The sequence below is a fragment of the Pantoea sp. SORGH_AS_0659 genome (assembly GCF_031453915.1).
Lineage (GTDB): Bacteria > Pseudomonadota > Gammaproteobacteria > Enterobacterales > Enterobacteriaceae > Pantoea > Pantoea leporis.
Genome location: NZ_JAVJAK010000001.1, coordinates 3,992,144 through 4,011,601 on the forward strand (window position 1 = coordinate 3,992,144; position 19,458 = coordinate 4,011,601).

The following is a 19,458-nucleotide window of genomic DNA, read 5'->3' on the forward strand; positions in this document are numbered from 1 at the left end:
ATTACAGCAAACGTTGATAAAGATCGCGGTAGGCTTGTGCTGCCACCTGCCAACTAAAATCCATCCCCATCGCCTGCCGCTGAACGTAACGCCAGAGTGCAGGACGAGACCACAGAACAAATGCGCGCCGAATCGCCCGCAGCAGCGACCAGGCATTACTGTCTTCAAAGGTGAAACCGCTGGCGACGCCGTCCGCCAGGTTCTCAAGCGAGCTATCTTGCACCGTATCCGCCAGTCCGCCAGTACGACGCACCAGCGGCAGCGTGCCGTATTTCAAACCGTACAGCTGGGTTAAGCCGCACGGCTCAAAACGGCTCGGCACCATAATCACATCCGCGCCGCCGACAATACGGTGCGAGAAGGCTTCGTGATAACCAATCTGCACGCCAACGCGGCCCGGATGCTCCGCCGCCGCCGCAAGGAAACCTTGCTGCAGCTCCGCATCGCCCTGGCCGAGCAGCACCAACTGTCCGCCCTGCGCCAGTAAGCCCGGTAGCGCTTCCAGCACCAGATCCAGCCCTTTCTGTTTGGTCAGACGGCTGATGACGCAGAACACCGGTGCTTTATCATCCACCTTCAGGCCCATGGCAATTTGCAGCTGGCGCTTGTTCTCCGCTTTGCTCTCCAGCGTTTCGCTGTCGTAGCGCGCGGTGAGCAGGAGGTCGTGCGCCGGGTCCCAGATGCCCGGATCGACGCCGTTCAGAATCCCGCTCAGGCGCCCTTCACGCAGTCGCTGTTCGAGCAGTGATTCCATGCCGTAACCAAATTCCGGTCGGGTAATCTCCAGCGCGTAAGTCGGGCTGACCGCCGTAATGTGATCGGCAAAGAACAGCCCCGCCTTGAGGTAGGAAATTTGCCCGAAGAACTCCAGTCCATGCATGTCGAAGAACGCGCGCGGGATCTGGATCTCATCCAAATGACGCGCCGAAAACAGCCCTTGATACGCCAGATTATGCACGGTGAACACCGTTTTCGCCGGACGCCCGCGCGCCGCAATATAGGCGCAGGTTAAGCCAGCATGCCAGTCATGCGCATGCACGATATCTGGCTGCCAGTCGGTATCCAGCCCGCTGGCAATCTCGGCGCCCATCCAGCCCAGCAGCGCAAAACGCAGGTAGTTATCGACGTAAGCAAACTGCGACGTATCGTGATACGGGCTGCCGGGACGTTCATACAATCCCGGCGCATCGATTAAATAAATACCAACGCCGTTAAATTGTCCAAAAAGTAAGCGTACCGGTCCCGCAAAAGTTTGCAACTCCGCCAGGACCTCTGTATCAGGAATCCCTTTACGCAGATCCGGAAAGGCGGGAATCAACACCCGCGCATCCGTACCATCGGCTATTTGCGCCTGTGGTAATGCACCGACGACATCAGCCAGTCCGCCGGTTTTCAACAGCGGGAAAAGCTCTGAACAGACATGTAAAACCTGCATCCTGAACCCCTATTGTTATCGCACACGTTCCACGCGGCAATTTTCTCTATATTCTTTCGTCACTTACTGACCGCCTCCGGCCAATTTGGCCAGCATGGCGCGCGTCACCAGTACGATGCCCTCTTCAGAACGGTAAAAACGACGGCTGTCTTCGTCGGGGTTTTCGCCAATGACCATGCCTTCTGGCAGTTCGCAGGCGCGATCGATCACGCAGCGACGCAGACGACACGATCGGCCAACCACCACATCAGGCAGCAGCACTGCGGAATCAATATTGCAAAACGAGTTGATGCGAATACGCGGGAACAGCACCGAGTTCACCACCACCGAACCGGAGATGATGCAGCCGCCCGAGACCAGCGAATTCATTGTCATGCCGTGGCTACCGGATCGATCCTGAACAAATTTCGCCGGCGGCAGCGGCTCCATGTGGGTACGAATCGGCCAGCTGTGATCGTACATATCCAGCTCAGGCGTGACCGACGCTAAATCGAGATTGGCGCGCCAGTAAGCTTCCAGCGTTCCAACGTCGCGCCAGTACGGCTCGGCGTTTTCATCAACCTGCACGCAGGAGAGCGTGAAGGAGTGCGCATACGCCTCGCCGCTGGCGACAATTTTCGGCAGCAAATCTTTGCCGAAATCGTGGCTGGAATCGGCTACAAGCAGATCTTTTTCCAGCAGCTGGTAAAGGTAATCGGCGTTGAACACATAAATGCCCATGCTGGCAAGCGCGCGGGTATCGTCACCCGGCATTGACGGCGGCTTCGGCGGTTTTTCGACAAAATCGATTACGTTGTTTTCGGCATCCACCGCCATCACCCCAAACGCCGTGGCTTCAGCTAACGGCACCGGCAAGCAGGCGATGGTGCATTTGGCACCGCGATCGACGTGGTCGAGCAGCATGCGCGAGTAATCCATTTTGTAGATGTGATCCCCGGCGAGGATCACGATGTACTGCGCGTTATAGCGGCGAATAATGTCGAGGTTTTGCGTCACCGCATCGGCAGTCCCGCGATACCAATGTTCGGTAGCGGCACGCTGCTGCGCCGGCAGCAGATCGACAAACTCGTTCATCTCTTCGTTGAACAGCGACCAGCCACGCTGGATGTGCTGCACCAGCGTATGCGACTGATATTGGGTGATCACGCCGATGCGCCGAATGCCCGAGTTGATGCAGTTGGACAGCGCAAAGTCGATGATGCGGAACTTGCCACCGAAGTGCACGGCAGGTTTGGCGCGTTTCGCGGTGAGATCTTTCAGGCGCGTACCGCGCCCGCCAGCAAGGATCAGGGCGACCGTTTGTGTAGGGAGCTGGCGCGCCAGCATCAGATGATCTGTTCTATCTAATTTCACCATGTCTGACTCCTTATGATTGCTTTAGGAACACACACACACCGTGTGCGGGACCGTGCCAGACAGTTGTCAGGATGGGGTTATCTTCCCCGGCGAAAGGAGGAATGGCACGCCACTCTCCGTCTGGTAAGGCGATATCACTCACCGATTCCGTGGCGTTTATTGTTATTAACCAGCGGCCGGAGAGCAGGATCTGCATTCGGTGCGTCCCCTGTTCCCACTGCTCGGTTTCCAGTGGTGTGCCGCTGGCATTGCACCACTGCACGCTGCCATCGCCCTCCTGCCACCAGCGATCCTGCGTCAACGCGGGAATGCGCTGGCGCAGACGGATTAACGCAGCAGTGAAGTCGACCAGGCCAAAATCATCCTGTTGCCAGTTCAACCAGGTCAGCGGGTTGTCCTGACAATAGGCGTTGTTGTTGCCATGCTGGCTGTGACCGCGTTCGTCACCCGCCAGCAGCATCGGCGTGCCCTGCGCCAGCAGCAGCGTGGTCAGTAAGCCATGCACGCTGCGCCGCCGCCGTTCGACAATATCGAAATTGACCTGCAGTCCCTCTTTGCCGTGGTTATGGCTGAAGTTACTGCTGCTGCCGTCGCGATTGTCTTCGCCGTTAGCCTGATTGTGTTTGTTGTTAAAACTCACCACATCGCGCAGCGTGAAGCCGTCGTGAGCGGTAATGAGATTGATGCTGGTGTGCGGCAGCCGCGCCTCACGCTGGAAAACGTCGCTGGATGCGGCAAAACGGCGGGCGAAATCGCCATTATTCAATTGACCATGCAGCCAGTAACGGCGCGCCGCATCGCGAAAATGGTCGTTCCACTCGGCGAAGTCTGGCGGAAAGCTGCCGACCTGATAACCGCCGGGGCCGATGTCCCACGGCTCGGCAATCAGCTTCACCTGCGACAGCAGCGGACAGGCTTTGATGGCGGCAAACAGCGGCGCATCCTGATGAAACTCCGGTGTGCGTCCCAACACGCTGGCGAGGTCAAAACGGAACCCATCAACATGGCAAACACGCACCCAGTAGCGCAGCGCTTCCAGCGCCCACGTCATCACCTGCGGATGACTGAGATTTAGCGTGTTGCCGCAGCCGGTCCAGTTTTGATAGTCGCCGTTGCCATCCAGCCAGTAATAGCTGGCGTTATCCACGCCGCGCAGGGAAATCGTTGGCCCGATCTCTTCCAGCTCGGCGGTGTGGTTGAACACCACGTCCAGAATCACTTCGATGCCCGCGGCATGCAGCGCTTTAACCGCCTGCTGAAACTCCTGCAGCGGCGTTAAACCGTTTTCGCCCGAGGCGTAACGCGCATCCACCGCCCACAAGGCAAAGGGGTTGTAGCCCCAGTAATTACTCAATCCCAAACGACGCAGGCGCGGCTCGCTGGTGAATTGGGCAATCGGCAGCAGTTCCAGCGCGGTGATGCCGAGGTGGCGCAGGTACTTCACCATAGCAGGATGACCCAGCGCCGCATAAGTGCCACGCAACCTTTCCGGAATTTCCGGATGCTGCTGGGTTAAGCCGCGTACGTGCGCTTCATAGATCACCGTGTTGCCCCACGGCGTGCGCGGCGCGTGATCGTCCTCCCAGTCGAAATCTTCGGCAGTTACCAACGATTTCGGCGCGATGGCGGCGTTATCCAAACCATCCGGCTCGCGTTCGCCGCCGTTGAAACGCGCGTCGTCCGCCACTTCACCCGCCACCGCTTTGGCGCAGGGATCGACCAACAGCTTAGCCGGATTGAAGCGATGTCCCTGCTGCGGCGCCCACGGACCGTGAACGCGATAGCCGTAGCGCTGGCCGGGCTTCAGCGCGGGAAAATAGCCGTGCCAGATATCACCGCTGCGCGCGGGCAGCGCGAAACGGCGCTCAGCACCGTGCGCGTCGAACAGGCAGAGTTCAACGCGTTCGGCATGCTGGGAGAACAGCGTGAAATTAACGCCGTGCCCATCATAGTGCGCACCTAACGGTTCCGGCTGCCCCTGCTCCAGCATCAGTCGCTCTCCCGCACCAGCCAAAGTGTTGCCAGCGGCGGTAAGGTCAAACTCAGCGACTGCGGCCGACCGTGACTCTCCATCTCATCGGTGTGTACCACGCCGTGATTGCGCGTGTCGCTGCCGTGATAATCGTGCTGATCGGTATTCATGATCTCGCGCCAGCCGCCACGCTGGTTGACGCCAAAGCGATAGTTGTGACGCGCCACTGGCGTAAAGTTGCTGGCTACGATGATTTCATTGCCGTCGCGATCGCGGCGCACAAATACAAACACGGAGTTTTCGTAGTCATCGACCACCAGCCACTCAAAACCTTGCCCATCAAAGTCGAGTTGATGCAGCGGCGCGTAATGGCGATAGGTGTGATTGAGATCGCGCACCAGACGATGCACGCCGTTGTGCCAGTTATCCTCACCTTCCAGCAGATGCCAGTCGAGGCTGGTGTCGTGGTTCCATTCGCGACCCTGCGCAAATTCATTGCCCATAAATTGCAGCTTCTTACCGGGGAAACCCCACATCCAGCCGTAATAGGCGCGCAGGTTAGCGAACTTCTGCCAGGCATCGCCCGGCATGCGATCGAGAATCGAACGTTTGCCGTGCACCACTTCGTCATGCGACAGCGGTAGCACGAAGTTTTCGGTGTAGTTGTAAATCATGCCAAAGGTCATCAGCTGATGATGATAACGGCGATGCACCGGGTCGAGCTTCATATAGTCCAGTGTGTCGTGCATCCAGCCAAGGTTCCATTTGAACCAGAAGCCGAGGCCGCCATCTTCTGAAGGGCGCGTAACGCCGGGATAATCGGTGGACTCTTCCGCCACCGTGACGCTGCCCGGTGCGGCGCGACCCAAAACGCGGTTGGTGTGACGCAGGAACGAAATCGCTTCGAGGTTCTCGCGTCCACCAAACTGGTTCGGCACCCATTCGCCTTCGGCGCGGCTGTAATCACGGTAGATCATTGATGCCACCGCATCGACGCGCAGCCCATCAATGCCGAAACGCTCCATCCAGTACAAGGCGTTGCCGGAGAGATAATTGCTCACTTCACGGCGACCAAAGTTGTAGATCAGCGTGTTCCAGTCCTGATGAAAACCTTCGCGCGGATCGCTGTGTTCGTAGAGTTCGGTGCCATCGAACTTCGCCAGGCCGAAATCATCGCTTGGGAAGTGGCCTGGCACCCAATCGAGCAGCACGTTAATGCCAGCATCATGCGCGGCGGCCACGAAGTGGCGGAACTCATCGCGCGTACCGAAACGGCGCGTCGGCGCATACATGCCGAGCGGCTGATAGCCCCAGCTGCCGTCGAAGGGGTGTTCGTTAATCGGCATCAGTTCGATGTGGGTGAAGCCCATCTCTTTAACGTAAGGAATCAGCTGTTCCGCCAGCTCTTTGTAGCTGAGCCAGAAGTTGTTATCGGTGTGACGTCGCCATGAACCGAGGTGCACTTCATAAATCGAAATCGGCTGGTCAAAAGCATTGGCGGCCTTACGCTGCGGCTGCATCTCGGTTTTCGGTGGCAGCCCGCAGATCATCGAGGCGGTTTGCGGACGCATCTGTGCTTCAAAGGCGAAAGGATCGGCTTTGATGCGCATCTGGCCGGAATTATCCACGATTTCAAATTTATACAGCTGACCGTTTACCGCGCCCGGCACAAACAGTTCCCAGACGCCAAGTTCACGGCGAAAACGCATGGGATGACGTCGGCCATCCCAGAAGTTGAACTCGCCTACCACCGATACGCGACGCGCATTAGGTGCCCAAACGGCGAACCGCGTGCCGTGCACGCCATCAATGGTGGTGCCGTGCGCGCCGAGGGTTTCGTAGGGACGCAGATGCGTGCCTTCACCCAATAACCATGCATCCATCTCCTCCAGCAGCGGGCCGAAGCGATAGGCATCATCAATCAGGTTTTGCTGGCCGTGCCAGTTCACCGCCAGCTGATAACCAAAGCGGTTTTTACGACGCGGAATCACGCCACAGAAGAAACCGCGTGAGTCGAGGCAGGTAAGCTGAGCACATTTGCGTCCGGTGTTGGTTTCAATGACCCAAACATCGGAGGCATCGGGCAGCAGCGCACGCACTTCAAGGCCTGCAGCCGTTTGGTGCATACCCAGTAGTGAAAAGGGATCGGCATAATTCCCGGCAAAAAGGGCATTGATCGCCTGGCGATCGGGAAGCTCTGACATGACTTTCTTCCTATGATTTTGCGCAGGCGACCAGAGTCGGCAGGATTATCGCCTCGGGTGCGCTGCTTTTCATTGAGCCATAGGTACACCGTGAGGACACAACCGTCCGTGGGAAAGATCTTCACCGTGTACAACAACCATTCAGTTCGAAAAAACAAAAACAGTTAACAACCGGCACATCTCTGTTAAATCATAGCTTGGGGATAGCAGAAGCCAGGGAGGATCGTGAAAAATACTTATCGGGCAAGCAAAAAAGGGAAGCGGATCACTTGTCAGGCGCAATTTGCATGAATTTTTGCAGCCTGGATAATAAAAAAAGGCCGGGAAACCCCGGCCTTTCTGATTTGCCGCTGCGCTTAGTCGATCAGCAGACGCAGCATGCGGCGCAGCGGTTCAGCCGCGCCCCACAGTAACTGATCGCCCACCGTGAAGGCAGAAAGGTATTCCGGTCCCATATTCAGTTTGCGCAGGCGGCCTACTGGCGTGGTCAGGGTGCCGGTGACGGCGGCTGGCGTCAGTTCGCGCATGGTGATGTCGCGGTCGTTTGGCACCACTTTCACCCATTCGTTATGCGAGGCCAGCAGCTGTTCGATTTCGCTCAGCGGCAGGTCTTTTTTCAGCTTCAGAGTGAATGCCTGGCTGTGGCAGCGCAGCGCGCCAACGCGCACGCACAGGCCATCAACCGGAATCACACTGCTGGTACGCAGGATTTTGTTGGTCTCCGCCTGGCCTTTCCACTCTTCGCGGCTCTGGCCGTTATCCAGCTGCTTGTCGATCCACGGAATCAGGCTGCCCGCCAGCGGTACGCCGAAATTGTCGGTTGGCAAAGTGCCAGAACGGGTGAAATCGGTCACGCTGCGTTCGATATCCAGAATTGCCGAAGCCGGATCCTGGAGCGATTTCGCCACGTGGTCATGCAGCATGCCCATTTGCGTCAGCAGTTCACGCATATGACGCGCGCCGCCGCCTGATGCCGCCTGATAAGTCGCCACCGAGGCCCACTCAACCAGATCGTTAGCAAACAGACCGCCCAGCGACATCAGCATCAGGCTGACGGTGCAGTTACCGCCGACAAAGGTTTTGATGCCGTTATCGAGGCCCTGACGAATCACGTTATGGTTAACCGGATCGAGAATGATGATGGCGTCATCTTTCATGCGCAGCGTGGAAGCTGCATCAATCCAGTAACCCTGCCAGCCGCTTTCACGCAGCTTTGGATAGACTTCACTGGTGTAATCACCGCCCTGGCAGGTGATAATAATATCCAGCGCCTTCAGCGCCTCGATATCAAAAGCATCCTGCAGCGCACCGGTCGACTTACCGCCGAATGTGGGTGCCGCCTGACCAAGCTGTGACGTGGAGAAGAAGACCGGATTGATGACATCAAAATCGCGTTCTTCGCTCATGCGTGACATCAGCACTGAGCCGACCATGCCACGCCAACCAATAAAACCTACATTCTTCATTTTCTGTCCGTCTCGGGTGCTCTCGAAAGAGGCCGTGTGGTGCGAGGAAAAGACTGGCCGGATAATCGTGCCGGTCTGCGTAATAATCAGGTTTACCTATGACCGTCAACTCTACAAAATGCAGCACTTCTGGCAAGTGAATTAATTCGATTGCGCCAACTTTTTCAGCAGTACAACTAATAATGGCTAACCAACATGACTGAAATGATATCCGCGACCATATTGCTGTTGTTGATTATGGATCCGCTGGGCAACCTGCCGATTTTTATGTCGGTATTGAAGCATCTGGAACCCAAACGCCGCCGCGTGGTACTGATGCGCGAAATGCTGATTGCGCTGATTCTGATGCTGCTATTTTTATTCGCCGGTGAACGCATTCTGGCGTTTCTCAATCTGCGCACCGAAACCGTGTCGATCTCCGGCGGCATCATTCTTTTTCTGATCGCCATCCGCATGATTTTCCCGTCAGAGGAGAGCAGCTCGAGTGGCTTGCCGGCCGGTGAAGAACCGTTCCTCGTGCCGCTGGCAATTCCGCTGGTGGCCGGTCCGTCCCTGCTGGCGACGCTGATGCTGTTGTCGCATCAATATCCCAACCAAATGACGCATCTGGTCGGCGCGCTGCTGATCGCGTGGGGTTTGACGGTGGTGATTCTGCTGATGTCGGGGCTGTTTTTACGCCTGCTGGGCGACAAAGGCGTTAACGCGCTGGAGCGCCTGATGGGATTGATTTTGATTATGCTGGCGACGCAGATGTTCCTGGATGGGATTCGTACCTATCTGAAGCTGTAATACATTCAGAGCGCAGGCAGCGTAGCGGCGCAATTTATTGCGCCGCTACGCTATGTGCATGAATTGAATGTGATGCTTTTTTGAATATTACTTCTGCTTCTTATCGATCGGTTTACCCGACCAGTAACCGGCCAGCAGCGAACCTGACAGGTTGTGCCACACCGAGAACAGCGCGCCCGGCAAGGCCGCTAACGGCGAGAAGTAAAGTTTGCCCAGCGTCGCCGCCAGACCTGAGTTCTGCATACCCACTTCCAGCGCCAGCGTGCGGCAGGTCGATTCATCGAAGCCAAACAGCTTACCGCCCCAATAACCGCCCAACAGACCGATCGCGTTGTGCAGGATCACCGCCACAATCACCATCAAGCCGACAGAACCGATAAAGCCCTGGCTGCCAGCCACCACCGCGCTAATGATCAGCAGAATGCACACCATAGAAAACGCCGGCAGATAAGGCTCAACGCGGCGCACCACGCTATTCATGGAGTGATGGATAATCAGACCCAGGCTAATCGGAATCACCACGATTTTCACGATGCTGAGCAGCATACCGACCACATCCACCTGAATGTGGGTATCAACGTAGAAGCGTGTTAGCAGCGGTGTGGCGAATACACCTACCAGCGCCGACACGGATGAGATGGTCACCGACAGCGCCACATCGCCCTTCGCCAGATAAATCATCACGTTTGAAGCGGTGCCGCTGGCCACGCTGCCGACCAGAATCATGCCTGCCGCCAGATCCGGTGGCATCTGGAACAGCTTCGCCAGGCCCCACGCGGCCAGCGGCATCACCAGATAATGCAGGAAAGTCCCGGCGATCACCGGCGCAGGACGCACTAGCACGCGTTTGAAATCATCAATGTTTAGCGTCACGCCCATGCCGAACATAATCAGCATCAGCAGGTAAGTCACCCACGGCCCAATGCCGAGAAAGGTGCCAGGAGAATAATAAGCAGCGACCGAGAGCAGCACGGCCCAGAGCGGGAACAGGCGGGTAAGTTTGCCGAGCATAACCAGACTTCCTTAGGAATTTTTTTATATTGCCACAGATGAAATGTCGCGCAGGGAACGACCACAGCGACGGACGCGGGATCATAACATTTCATTATCTTGACGTAAGGCGGGAAGTCGCTTGCGGGGCAAAATGCGGATCGGCTGCTGCCGATCCGCTGAAATACGGCAAAGTTACTCTGCTTTTTCCAGTGCAAAGCGGTAGATCGCACCACCAATCGCGGCACCGATAATCGGTAACAACCAGAACATCCACAGCTGTTCCAATGCCCAGCCGCCCTGGAAGATCGCCACACCGCTACTGCGCGCCGGGTTGACTGAGGTATTGGTGACGGGAATGCTCACCAGGTGAATCAGCGTTAGCGCCAGGCCGATTGCAATGGGCGCGAAGCCAGCCGGAGCACGTTTATCGGTCGCGCCCATGATCACAATCAGGAATACGGCGGTCAGCACCAGTTCGGCGATCATGCCCGCCTGCAGGCTAAAGCCCCCCGGCGAATGTTCACCGTAACCGTTCGACGCGAAGCCGCTGGCCACGGCATCGAAACCGGCTTTACCGCTGGCGATCAAATACAGCACGCCAGCCGCCGCAACCGCGCCGACCAGCTGCGCGATAATATAAGGCACAACCTGCGCCGCCGGGAAACGTCCGCCAACCGTCAGACCGAGGGTGACCGCCGGGTTAAAATGGCCGCCCGAAATATGGCCGACGGCAAATGCCATTACCAACACCGTCAGACCAAACGCCAGCGCAACACCAGCAAAACCAATACCCAATTCTGGAAACGCCGCGGCCAAAACCGCACTACCACAACCGCCCAACACCAGCACGAAAGTGCCCAGCGTTTCAGCCACTAATCTTTTCATCTCTGCTCCCTCAAATAATTTAATGTTTTCGCGGCGGGATTATCGTTTTTGGCGATTGAAGCGCAACCGAAGAATAAGGGATTAGGGTGATTTTTAGGCGATAGCAGCGTATTTGAGACGGTTCTCGCGAGATATGACGGGGTTCATCAGAAATGTCTGGCGCGAAGCAGTGAATGTCGTTGGGCTTGAATTATTGTTTAAAAAATTTCACCAATAAAAAAAGCCGGACCCGGTCCGGCTTGATTCCGCATGCTAAAAACTGGCCTTAAGAACCAAAAAGATTCTTATGCAGCGCACGTACCACTTCCTCGGCATCTGGGGTTGGCACCAGGAAGCAAAGGTTATAACTGCTGGCACCGTAACAAATCATGCGCAGGTTGAACGGCTCGAGTGCGCCAAACACTTCTTTGCCGACGCCGCACGCTTTTGACAGGTTGTTGCCGATGATCGCCACCAGCGCCAGATTCTCTTCCACTTCCACACGGCACAGTGAAGAGAGCTCAGTCAACAGCGCCTGGGTCAGCAAGCTGTCGCCGGTGGTGGTTGAACCGGTGCTGTCCAGCGTCAGCGCCACGCTCACTTCGGAAGTGGTCACCAGATCAACGGAGATGCTGTGGCGCGCCAGAATGTTAAACACTTCGGCGAGGAAGCCATGTGCATGCAGCATGTTCAGGCTGTGCAGCGTTACCAGCGTCTGCTTACGACGCAGCGCCAGCGCACGGAACAGCGGTGGATTCTTGGTTTCGTTGCACACGCGCGTACCGCCTGCAGCGGGATCTTTGCTCGAACCGACAAACACCGGAATATCGCTACGCACGGCCGGCAGCAAAGTGGCCGGATGTAGCACTTTGGCACCAAAGATCGCCATCTCCGCTGCTTCTTCGAAGGTAATCTCTTCGATGCGTTTAGCGGTGGACACCACGCGTGGATCGGTGGTGTAGATACCGGCCACATCGGTCCAGATATCAATGCGCGCGGCCTGCAGCGCTTCGCCCAGCAGCGCAGCGGTATAGTCGCTGCCGCCACGACCAAGCGTGGTGGTGCGCCCTTTGATTTCGCTACCGATAAAGCCCTGCGTCACCACCAGCGCTTCCGCAATGCGCGGCTGCAGCTGCGTTGCGGCCAGCTCTTTCAGCGTCGCCACTTCGGGTTCTGCGCGGCCAAAACGATCGCTGGTGCGCATCACTTTACGCACGTCAAACCATTCGCTGTTGACCTGACGCTCGCGCAGAATCTCCACGAACAACAGCGTCGACATCAGCTCACCGTGGCTCACCAGCTCATCGGTCAGCGCATGTGAGGTCGCCAGCGAGGTGGCTTCAGACAGCATGGTGATGTTTTCCAGCATGCGATCAATCTCATCGCGGATCACATCCGGCGATTGCAGACGATCGATGATGGCATATTGAATACGGCGGATTTCATCCAGCAGGTAAGCGCGCTGCGCTTGTTCCTGGCCTTCAGCAAGGGCAACCAGCAGATTGGTTACGCCAGCGGAGGCAGAGAGCACCACTAAGCGGGTATTGGCGTCCGACAGCACAACATCTGCGCTGCGGTTCATAGCATCAAAATCGGCAACGCTGGTGCCGCCAAATTTAGCCACGATAAGATTTTGGGACATATTACGAACCCCGTGTCAGGTTATCTTTCTTCCGTTTTGGGGCGGAAGACATAGTAGCAGCCTAGGCACAAGAGAAGAGCAGAATTGGGCAGACAAGATCAGTAGTAGACAAGTCACCAAAAGCGCTTCACCTTGCGAACCGTCCGACTGTGGACGATTCTGGTGACAACCCAGAGGATTCAGCCCCTGCAGCCGACAGTGCAACACCCCGCGTGTTGCCCCACCTCGGCGTCACACCCCCTGATGTGTTCTCTGCGGATACGGATCCTCAAACACACTGCCTGGGCGACGCGCCTCTTCTGGCTTACACCCGGAGGTGTAAGTAGCGCGCATAAATTACTGATTATTTTCCCCCCTGTCCATCCCCGCACTTTGAGGATTTCTCACTTTTACACTTCGGTAAACGCATCGTTGAACAAACGCGCCCACCAACAGCGGCCTAAAGTAGTGTCCGAATCAGACAAAAGCGGCTTTTTTCTGATGCGGCACAGGGAATTCTGCTGGCGCAGCACCGACAATCGCTGCCGGATTTACCTGAAACAGTGCGGCCACGGTCACAAATTTTTTCCCTTAGCCAGTAACTGTGGTCATACTCATCCCCGTGCAAGAATGCTATGGATGCCGGGCCAGCAGGACGCCCCGGATGGAATGACGGTTCTTATATCAACTAGAGTGTTGCCATGAAAAATATCAATCCGACCCAAACCGCTGCCTGGAAAGCGCTGCAGCAGCATTTTGAGCAGATGAAATCGGTGCAAATCGCCGACCTGTTTGCGCAAGATGCCGATCGTTTTGCGAAATTCTCTGCCACTTTCGATGACCAGATGCTGGTGGATTTCTCAAAAAACCGCATCACCGAGGAAACCCTCGAAAAATTACAGGCGCTGGCTAAAGAGACCGATCTGGCAGGCGCCATTAAATCGATGTTCTCTGGCGAGAAGATCAACCGCACCGAAGAGCGTGCAGTTCTGCACGTTGCGCTGCGTAACCGCAGCAACACGCCCATTGTGGTGGACGGCAAAGATGTGATGCCGGAAGTCAACGCGGTGCTGGCGAAGATGAAAGGCTTCTCCGAGCGCATCATCAGCGGCGACTGGAAAGGCTATACCGGCAAAGCCATCACCGACGTGGTGAATATCGGGATTGGCGGTTCAGACCTCGGCCCGTTCATGGTGACCGAAGCGCTGCGTCCGTACAAAAACCACCTGAACATGCACTTTGTTTCTAACGTCGATGGCACCCATATCGCCGAAACGCTGAAAGATCTCAGCCCGGAAACCACGCTGTTCCTCGTGGCATCTAAAACCTTCACCACGCAAGAAACCATGACCAACGCCCACAGCGCGCGTGACTGGTTCCTGAAAACTGCGGGCGATCAGCAGCACGTGGCGAAGCACTTCGCTGCGCTGTCGACCAACGGTAAAGCGGTGGGTGAGTTCGGTATTGATACCGACAACATGTTTGAGTTCTGGGATTGGGTTGGCGGCCGCTATTCACTGTGGTCAGCTATCGGCTTGTCGATCATTCTCTCCATCGGCTTCGAGAACTTCGAGCAGCTGTTGAGCGGCGCGCACGCCATGGATAAGCACTTCGCCAACACGCCTGCCGAGCAGAACCTGCCGGTGCTGCTGGCGCTGATCGGTATCTGGTACAACAACTTCTTTGGTGCCGAAACCGAAGCGATTCTGCCGTACGATCAGTACATGCATCGCTTTGCTGCTTACTTCCAGCAGGGCAACATGGAATCCAACGGTAAATACGTTGACCGTGAAGGCAATCCAGTGGATTACCAGACCGGCCCAATCATCTGGGGCGAGCCTGGCACCAACGGCCAGCATGCGTTCTATCAGCTGATTCATCAGGGCACCAAACTGATTCCGTGCGACTTTATCGCACCAGCACTGAGCCACAACGTGCTGACCGATCACCATCCGAAGCTGCTGTCGAACTTCTTCGCGCAGACCGAAGCGCTGGCGTTTGGTAAGTCACGCGATGTGGTGGAGAAAGAGTTTACCGATGCGGGTAAATCTGCCGAATCTGTCGCGCACATCGTGCCGTTCAAAGTGTTCGAAGGTAACCGCCCAACTAATTCCATTCTGCTGCGTGAAATTACCCCGTTCAGTCTGGGTGCACTGATTGCGCTGTATGAGCACAAGATCTTCACTCAGGGCGCGATTCTCAACATCTTCACCTTTGACCAATGGGGTGTTGAGTTGGGTAAACAGCTGGCAAACCGTATTCTGCCAGAACTGGAAAATGACGCTGAAATTAGCAGCCACGATAGCTCCACCAATGGCTTAATTAATCGCTACAAATCCTGGCGTTAATTTTCCGGCTAATTTACATAAGGCGGCGTAATTGCCGCCTTTTTTTTGTCAACCAGGCCATCTCACACGCAATATTATTAATTACTGCATTAAACAGGGTTAGAAAATTCTTAAAGTGGCGTAAGGAAATTCGTAATTCATTTCAATTTACCGCACCTTACCTGGCTTAAAAATGGACCTAATTCAGCCCGACAAATAGTTTATCCATCTGATAGATCTATGATTTTAATTTAAGCCTTATAAGTAAATTCCGATTATTCCCATTCCGTACCAATAATTAGTGCAAAAGTGAAAAACTCTGCCGTGAAATGCGCAGGCATTCACTTATCCTATTAGCCTGAAAAAAGGCGTTAAAAAAAAGCAGCTAACGCCAATTCGCCGTATTTATCACCAGAAAAAACCCGACTTCCTGCCCTCTTTTACTCATGCTGAACTCTGGTAATTTGTTGCCCTATACTGAACGCGCCCGAAATCTGGGTAAATCCTACATTCATTGATTCATATAAATGCAGGAAACGTTGTTATGAAAAAACTGATGGTTGCCGGTGCAGCCTTACTTTACGTTGCCGTTTCTTCCGCTGCGATTGCCGCGCCGGAAGAAGCTGGTGCTGCAGCAGGCGCGCAGGCGGGAGCAATCTCTTCCGGCGCGTCTACCGCTGTGGGTATCGGCGCGCTCGGTGCGTTAGTGGGTCTCGGCATTGCTGCTTCTGGCGGCGGTGACGGTGCAAATACCGGTACAACAACAACCACCACAACGAGCACCACTCGTTGATGTAGCACCTTTAAGCATAACCACACACCCGTGTGGTTATTTTTTGCTTGGCTTATTTAGACAGGGATACACCGTGCGCCGACTCTCTTTGCTACTTCTTTGCCTGTTGTTGCAGGCCTGCACACAAACGCAAAAAGGCCTCGAACAAACCGTGATGCTGGCCGTGAATGGCCCGGATGATGTCACGGTCACCAACGAGCAGGTTGCTAACCTGCCCTACGCCAGCCTCTATGCCCGCATCAATGAAGGACCGCGCATCTTCGTGGTGCTCGGTTACAACGAAAACGGCCAGCAGAAGTGGATCACCCAGGATAAAGCGATGCTGGTGATGCAGCATGGCCGTCTGATCAAAACCCTGGGTTTACCGAGCAACCTCGCTGACGTCAGTAACCTGGCGCAGGATCCGCTCGCCGATGCGCTGCATCTGCAACACGGTGCCAGCTGGACGCGCGTGGTGCAGTGGCGCGAGCAAGATAAAGTGCGTGCCGCCACAGCGGTTTCCCGCTTCGAGCGCGGTGACGATACGGTGCTGGACATCGCCGGTGAACGCGTACCGTGCCGCGTCTGGCATGAAACCGTGCGCATGGAGAACGTAGGCGCGGAGTGGCAGAACACCTTCTGGATCGATAACCGTGATGGCACGGTATTGCAGGCCAACCAGATGCTGGCCGCCGATGCCTTCCCCGTTGAAACCACCATTCTGAAGCCGGCGAAATCATGAAAAAAATAACTCCAATGCTGGCAGCATTGACGCTGCTCACGGCTGGCCACGCACTGGCGGCGGCGCAAGTCACCGTTCACGATCTGCCGGGAAAAAACACACTGCAAATTAACGATGCGCAGAATCTTAGTCAGTTGCTCACCCATCCTGAACTGCGCAGTTGGTGGCCGGGCACGGTGATTGCCGAACGCGGCGCAACGGCGGTAGCACAGCAGCAACAGAAGCAGCTGCTGGCCGATCTGCGCGCCTGGCAAGCCGACAGCGGCGAGTCGTTGGCCGCAACCATCGGCTCGGTTATCCACCAGCTTGGCGCGCTGCAGGTAACGGGCCGCCAGTTCACCTCGCTCGATCCCGATGACGTGCGTCTGCGTCCACAGGATAACCGCACGCTGCAAGGCAGCTATGACCTCTATATGCTGGCGCAGCCGACGCAGGTACTGGTGCTGGGGGCGTTGAGCAATCCGGGTAAAGCGCGCTGGCAGCCTGGCCGCGAAGTGCGTGATTACCTCGAAGGCCACGATCGTCTGTCCGGCGCGGAACGCAGCTATGCCACGGTGATTGCGCCGTCCGGCAGCACCCAGCAAGTTCCGGTTGCCTACTGGAATCATCGCCATATCGAAGTGGAACCCGGCAGCATTATCTGGCTCGGTTTCACCTCATGGAGCTTGCCATGGGGCCACAGCGATTTGAATGAGCGCATGCTTTCCGTTCTGACTCACCGGATACCAGACTGATGAAAAAACAATTACTTCTCAGCCTGTTGGCTGCTTCTGTTTCCGCCGCTTGCCAGGTGCATGCGGAAACCTGGCCTGAACCGGTCGGTCCTTCTCAATCGGATTTTGGTGGCGTTGGCCTGATGCAGACGCCCACCGCGCGTATGGCGAAAGAGGGCGAATTTAGCGTCAACTTCCGCGATAACGATCAATATCGCTACTATTCTGCCTCGCTGCAGCTGTTCCCGTGGCTGGAAACCACCGTACGCTATACCGATGTGCGTACCCGCCGTTACAGCGCAGTAGAAGGTTTCAGCGGCAACCAAAGCTATAAAGATAAAGCCTTCGATGTGAAGCTGCGCCTATGGCAAGAGAGCTACTGGCTGCCAGAAGTGGCGGTTGGCTCACGCGATTTAGGCGGTACCGGTCTGTTCGACAGCGAATATCTGGTGGCGAGCAAAGCGTGGGGCCCGTTCGATTTCACCTTGGGTCTGGGCTGGGGTTATCTCGGCAACAGCGGCACCATTAAGAACCCGTTCTGCTCCTACAGCGACAGCTTCTGTAGCCGCACCGGCGGTGGCGAAGCGGGTTCAATTAATGGCTCGCAGATGTTCCACGGTCCGGCGGCGCTGTTTGGCGGCGTAGAGTATCAAACACCGTGGCAGCCGCTGCGCCTCAAGCTGGAGTACGAAGGCAACGATTATCAGGATGATTTCGCCGGTCGTTTGGATCAGCGCAGTAAAGTCAACGTCGGCGCGATTTATCGCCTCACCGACTGGGCGGACATCAACGCCAGCTACGAGCGCGGCAACACCTTTATGTTCGGCTTTACCCTGCGCACCAATTTCAACGATCTGCATCAGTCGCATATCGATAGCGAGAAGCCGGCCTACAACCCGCAGCCGCAGGGCGATCTGTTGCAGCCAACGGTGGTGGCAAACCAGCTGACCGATCTGAAGTACAACGCAGGACTGAATGGCCCGCATATTCAAACCAAAGGCAGCACGTTGTATGTTTCCGGCGAGCAGACCAAATATCGCGATACGCGCGAAGGGGTCGATCGCGCCAATCGCATTATCATGAACAACCTGCCGGCCGGCATCGATACCATCGACGTCACCGAGTCGCGCTTCAATATGCCGCAGGTGAGCACGCGCACCAACGTTGCCAGCCTGCATAACGAACTCGTGGGTTATCCGCTGGGGCATGAACAGCCGCTGCAGCAGACGCGTGAAAATCCGGTCGATCCCGGTGCCACCGAGCAAGGTTTCTTCATCCGCAAAGATCGTCTGAACTACAGCCTGTCGCCGGTGCTGAATCAGTCCGTCGGCGGACCGGAAAGCTTCTACATGTATCAGGTTGGCGTGATGGCCAACGCCGATTACTGGCTTACCGATCACCTGTTGGTCGGCGGCAGCCTGTTTGGCAACCTCGCCAATAACTACGATAAGTTCAACTACAACGGCGCACCGGCGGATTCAACGCTGCCGCGCGTGCGTACTCATATTCGTGATTACGTTGAGAACAACGTTTACGTTAACGATCTGCAAGCCAACTACATGCAGGCGCTCGGCAACGGTTTCTACGGCCAGGTTTACGGCGGTTATCTGGAAACCATGTACGGCGGCGTCGGCGGCGAAGTGCTGTATCGTCCGATAGATAGCAACTGGGCCTTCGGGGTTGATGCCAACTACGTGAAGCAGCGTGATTGGGACAACATGATGCAGTTCACCGATTACAAAGCGCCAACCGGACATTTCACCGCGTACTGGCGTCCGTGGTTTATGCAGGACGTATTGGTGAAAGCCAGCGTCGGTGAATATCTGGCGAAGGATAAAGGCGTTACCGTTGATGTGTCGAAGCGGTTTGATAGCGGCGTGATGGTGGGCTTCTACGCCACCAAAACCAACGTGTCGGCGGAAGCCTATGGCGAAGGCGACTTCACTAAAGGCTTCTATATTTCGGTGCCGATGGATCTGTTTACCGTGACGCCAACGCGAGGCCGCGCGCAGGTGAACTGGGTGCCGTTGACGCGAGATGGTGGGCAGATGCTGGGTCGTAAATATCAGCTGTATGACCTGACGTCAGATCGTGATGCGCGATTTAATTAACATCAGCACGGGTGGTTTGAAACCCGCGCGATAAATCGCGCCGCTACGGAGAGGTGCACATACCGTAGCGGCGCCATTTATTGCGCGTTACCG

The 19,458-nt window shown here is 56.1% G+C and carries 14 protein-coding genes and 1 riboswitch; of the genes, 6 read left to right on the plus strand and 8 right to left on the minus strand.

Features of this window, described 5'->3' with window-relative positions:
- Nucleotide 1: 1 nt before the first annotated feature.
- The 5 genes from glgA to asd form a co-directional block, all read right to left on the minus strand.
- The gene (gene glgA, locus Q3H59_RS18825) at nt 2–1,435 is read right to left on the minus strand and encodes a glycogen synthase GlgA (RefSeq protein WP_101763108.1); all 1,434 of its coding nucleotides are present in this window, start codon (nt 1,433–1,435) and stop codon (nt 2–4) included.
- Nucleotides 1,436–1,498: 63 nt separating this feature from the next.
- Nucleotides 1,499–2,791 carry a glucose-1-phosphate adenylyltransferase gene (gene glgC / locus Q3H59_RS18830; protein WP_309836325.1) on the minus strand — a complete coding sequence of 431 codons (1,293 nt, stop codon included), beginning with the start codon at nt 2,789–2,791 and terminating at the stop codon, nt 1,499–1,501.
- 10 nt (nt 2,792–2,801) lie between these two features.
- Nucleotides 2,802–4,781: a glycogen debranching protein GlgX gene (glgX, locus tag Q3H59_RS18835; RefSeq protein WP_309836327.1), complete on the minus strand. Its 1,980-nt coding sequence runs from the start codon at nt 4,779–4,781 to the stop codon at nt 2,802–2,804.
- Nucleotides 4,781–6,967: a 1,4-alpha-glucan branching enzyme gene (gene glgB / locus Q3H59_RS18840; RefSeq protein ID WP_192236053.1), complete on the minus strand. Its 2,187-nt coding sequence runs from the start codon at nt 6,965–6,967 to the stop codon at nt 4,781–4,783. Before glgB ends, glgX begins: the two co-directional genes overlap by 1 nt.
- Nucleotides 6,968–7,323: 356 nt before the next feature.
- Nucleotides 7,324–8,433, minus strand: a complete 1,110-nt coding sequence (gene asd, locus Q3H59_RS18845; protein ID WP_101763112.1) for an aspartate-semialdehyde dehydrogenase — start codon at nt 8,431–8,433, stop codon at nt 7,324–7,326.
- Nucleotides 8,434–8,628: 195 nt separating this feature from the next.
- On the opposite strand from asd, the gene Q3H59_RS18850 reads away from it, so the two are divergent.
- Nucleotides 8,629–9,222 carry a YhgN family NAAT transporter gene (locus Q3H59_RS18850; protein ID WP_110868123.1) on the plus strand — a complete coding sequence of 198 codons (594 nt, stop codon included), beginning with the start codon at nt 8,629–8,631 and terminating at the stop codon, nt 9,220–9,222.
- 87 nt (nt 9,223–9,309) lie between these two features.
- Here the strand turns inward: Q3H59_RS18850 and panS are convergent, their stop codons facing one another.
- From panS to lysC, 3 genes are all read right to left on the minus strand, one after another.
- On the minus strand, nt 9,310–10,233 hold the full coding sequence (gene panS, locus Q3H59_RS18855) for a ketopantoate/pantoate/pantothenate transporter PanS (protein ID WP_101763113.1): 924 nt from the start codon (nt 10,231–10,233) through the stop codon (nt 9,310–9,312).
- A gap of 174 nt (nt 10,234–10,407) precedes the next feature.
- Nucleotides 10,408–11,100 (minus strand): aquaporin Z, encoded by a 693-nt coding sequence (gene aqpZ, locus Q3H59_RS18860; protein WP_110868122.1) that lies wholly within the window; start codon nt 11,098–11,100, stop codon nt 10,408–10,410.
- 265 nt (nt 11,101–11,365) lie between these two features.
- Nucleotides 11,366–12,721, minus strand: a complete 1,356-nt coding sequence (gene lysC / locus Q3H59_RS18865; protein ID WP_110868121.1) for a lysine-sensitive aspartokinase 3 — start codon at nt 12,719–12,721, stop codon at nt 11,366–11,368.
- 112 nt (nt 12,722–12,833) lie between these two features.
- Nucleotides 12,834–13,028: riboswitch (Lysine riboswitch) on the minus strand.
- Between the two features lie 373 nt (nt 13,029–13,401).
- Between lysC and pgi the strand changes: the two genes are divergently transcribed.
- The 5 genes from pgi to Q3H59_RS18890 all read left to right on the plus strand — a co-directional run bounded on the left by pgi (nt 13,402) and on the right by Q3H59_RS18890 (nt 19,365).
- Nucleotides 13,402–15,048, plus strand: a complete 1,647-nt coding sequence (gene pgi / locus Q3H59_RS18870; RefSeq protein WP_137384941.1) for a glucose-6-phosphate isomerase — start codon at nt 13,402–13,404, stop codon at nt 15,046–15,048.
- Between the two features lie 523 nt (nt 15,049–15,571).
- Nucleotides 15,572–15,820, plus strand: coding sequence for an exopolysaccharide production protein YjbE (gene yjbE / locus Q3H59_RS18875; RefSeq protein ID WP_101763117.1), 249 nt, complete (start codon nt 15,572–15,574; stop codon nt 15,818–15,820).
- A gap of 73 nt (nt 15,821–15,893) precedes the next feature.
- Entirely contained in the window at nt 15,894–16,541 is a 648-nt protein-coding gene (locus Q3H59_RS18880; protein ID WP_309836332.1) for a YjbF family lipoprotein, read from the plus strand.
- Nucleotides 16,538–17,275, plus strand: coding sequence for a capsule biosynthesis GfcC family protein (locus Q3H59_RS18885; RefSeq protein ID WP_309836334.1), 738 nt, complete (start codon nt 16,538–16,540; stop codon nt 17,273–17,275). Before Q3H59_RS18880 ends, Q3H59_RS18885 begins: the two co-directional genes overlap by 4 nt.
- A complete protein-coding gene (locus Q3H59_RS18890; protein ID WP_110868117.1) occupies nt 17,275–19,365 on the plus strand; it encodes a YjbH domain-containing protein in 2,091 nt (696 codons plus the stop codon). The genes Q3H59_RS18885 and Q3H59_RS18890 overlap by 1 nt, the downstream gene beginning before the upstream one ends.
- Nucleotides 19,366–19,458: the final 93 nt, after the last annotated feature.

Bases quoted from the DNA above. Each gene is read 5' to 3' on its own strand.
- Q3H59_RS18850 (WP_110868123.1), top strand. From the start codon at position 8,629: ATGACTGAAATGATATCCGCGACCATATTGCTGTTGTTGATTATGGAT.
- glgB (WP_192236053.1), bottom strand. From the start codon at position 6,967: ATGTCAGAGCTTCCCGATCGCCAGGCGATCAATGCCCTTTTTGCCGGG.
- panS (WP_101763113.1), bottom strand. From the start codon at position 10,233: ATGCTCGGCAAACTTACCCGCCTGTTCCCGCTCTGGGCCGTGCTGCTC.
- Q3H59_RS18890 (WP_110868117.1), top strand. From the start codon at position 17,275: ATGAAAAAACAATTACTTCTCAGCCTGTTGGCTGCTTCTGTTTCCGCC.
- glgX (WP_309836327.1), bottom strand. From the start codon at position 4,781: ATGCTGGAGCAGGGGCAGCCGGAACCGTTAGGTGCGCACTATGATGGG.
- asd (WP_101763112.1), bottom strand. From the start codon at position 8,433: ATGAAGAATGTAGGTTTTATTGGTTGGCGTGGCATGGTCGGCTCAGTG.
- glgA (WP_101763108.1), bottom strand. From the start codon at position 1,435: ATGCAGGTTTTACATGTCTGTTCAGAGCTTTTCCCGCTGTTGAAAACC.
- lysC (WP_110868121.1), bottom strand. From the start codon at position 12,721: ATGTCCCAAAATCTTATCGTGGCTAAATTTGGCGGCACCAGCGTTGCC.
- pgi (WP_137384941.1), top strand. From the start codon at position 13,402: ATGAAAAATATCAATCCGACCCAAACCGCTGCCTGGAAAGCGCTGCAG.
- aqpZ (WP_110868122.1), bottom strand. From the start codon at position 11,100: ATGAAAAGATTAGTGGCTGAAACGCTGGGCACTTTCGTGCTGGTGTTG.
- glgC (WP_309836325.1), bottom strand. From the start codon at position 2,791: ATGGTGAAATTAGATAGAACAGATCATCTGATGCTGGCGCGCCAGCTC.
- yjbE (WP_101763117.1), top strand. From the start codon at position 15,572: ATGAAAAAACTGATGGTTGCCGGTGCAGCCTTACTTTACGTTGCCGTT.
- Q3H59_RS18885 (WP_309836334.1), top strand. From the start codon at position 16,538: ATGAAAAAAATAACTCCAATGCTGGCAGCATTGACGCTGCTCACGGCT.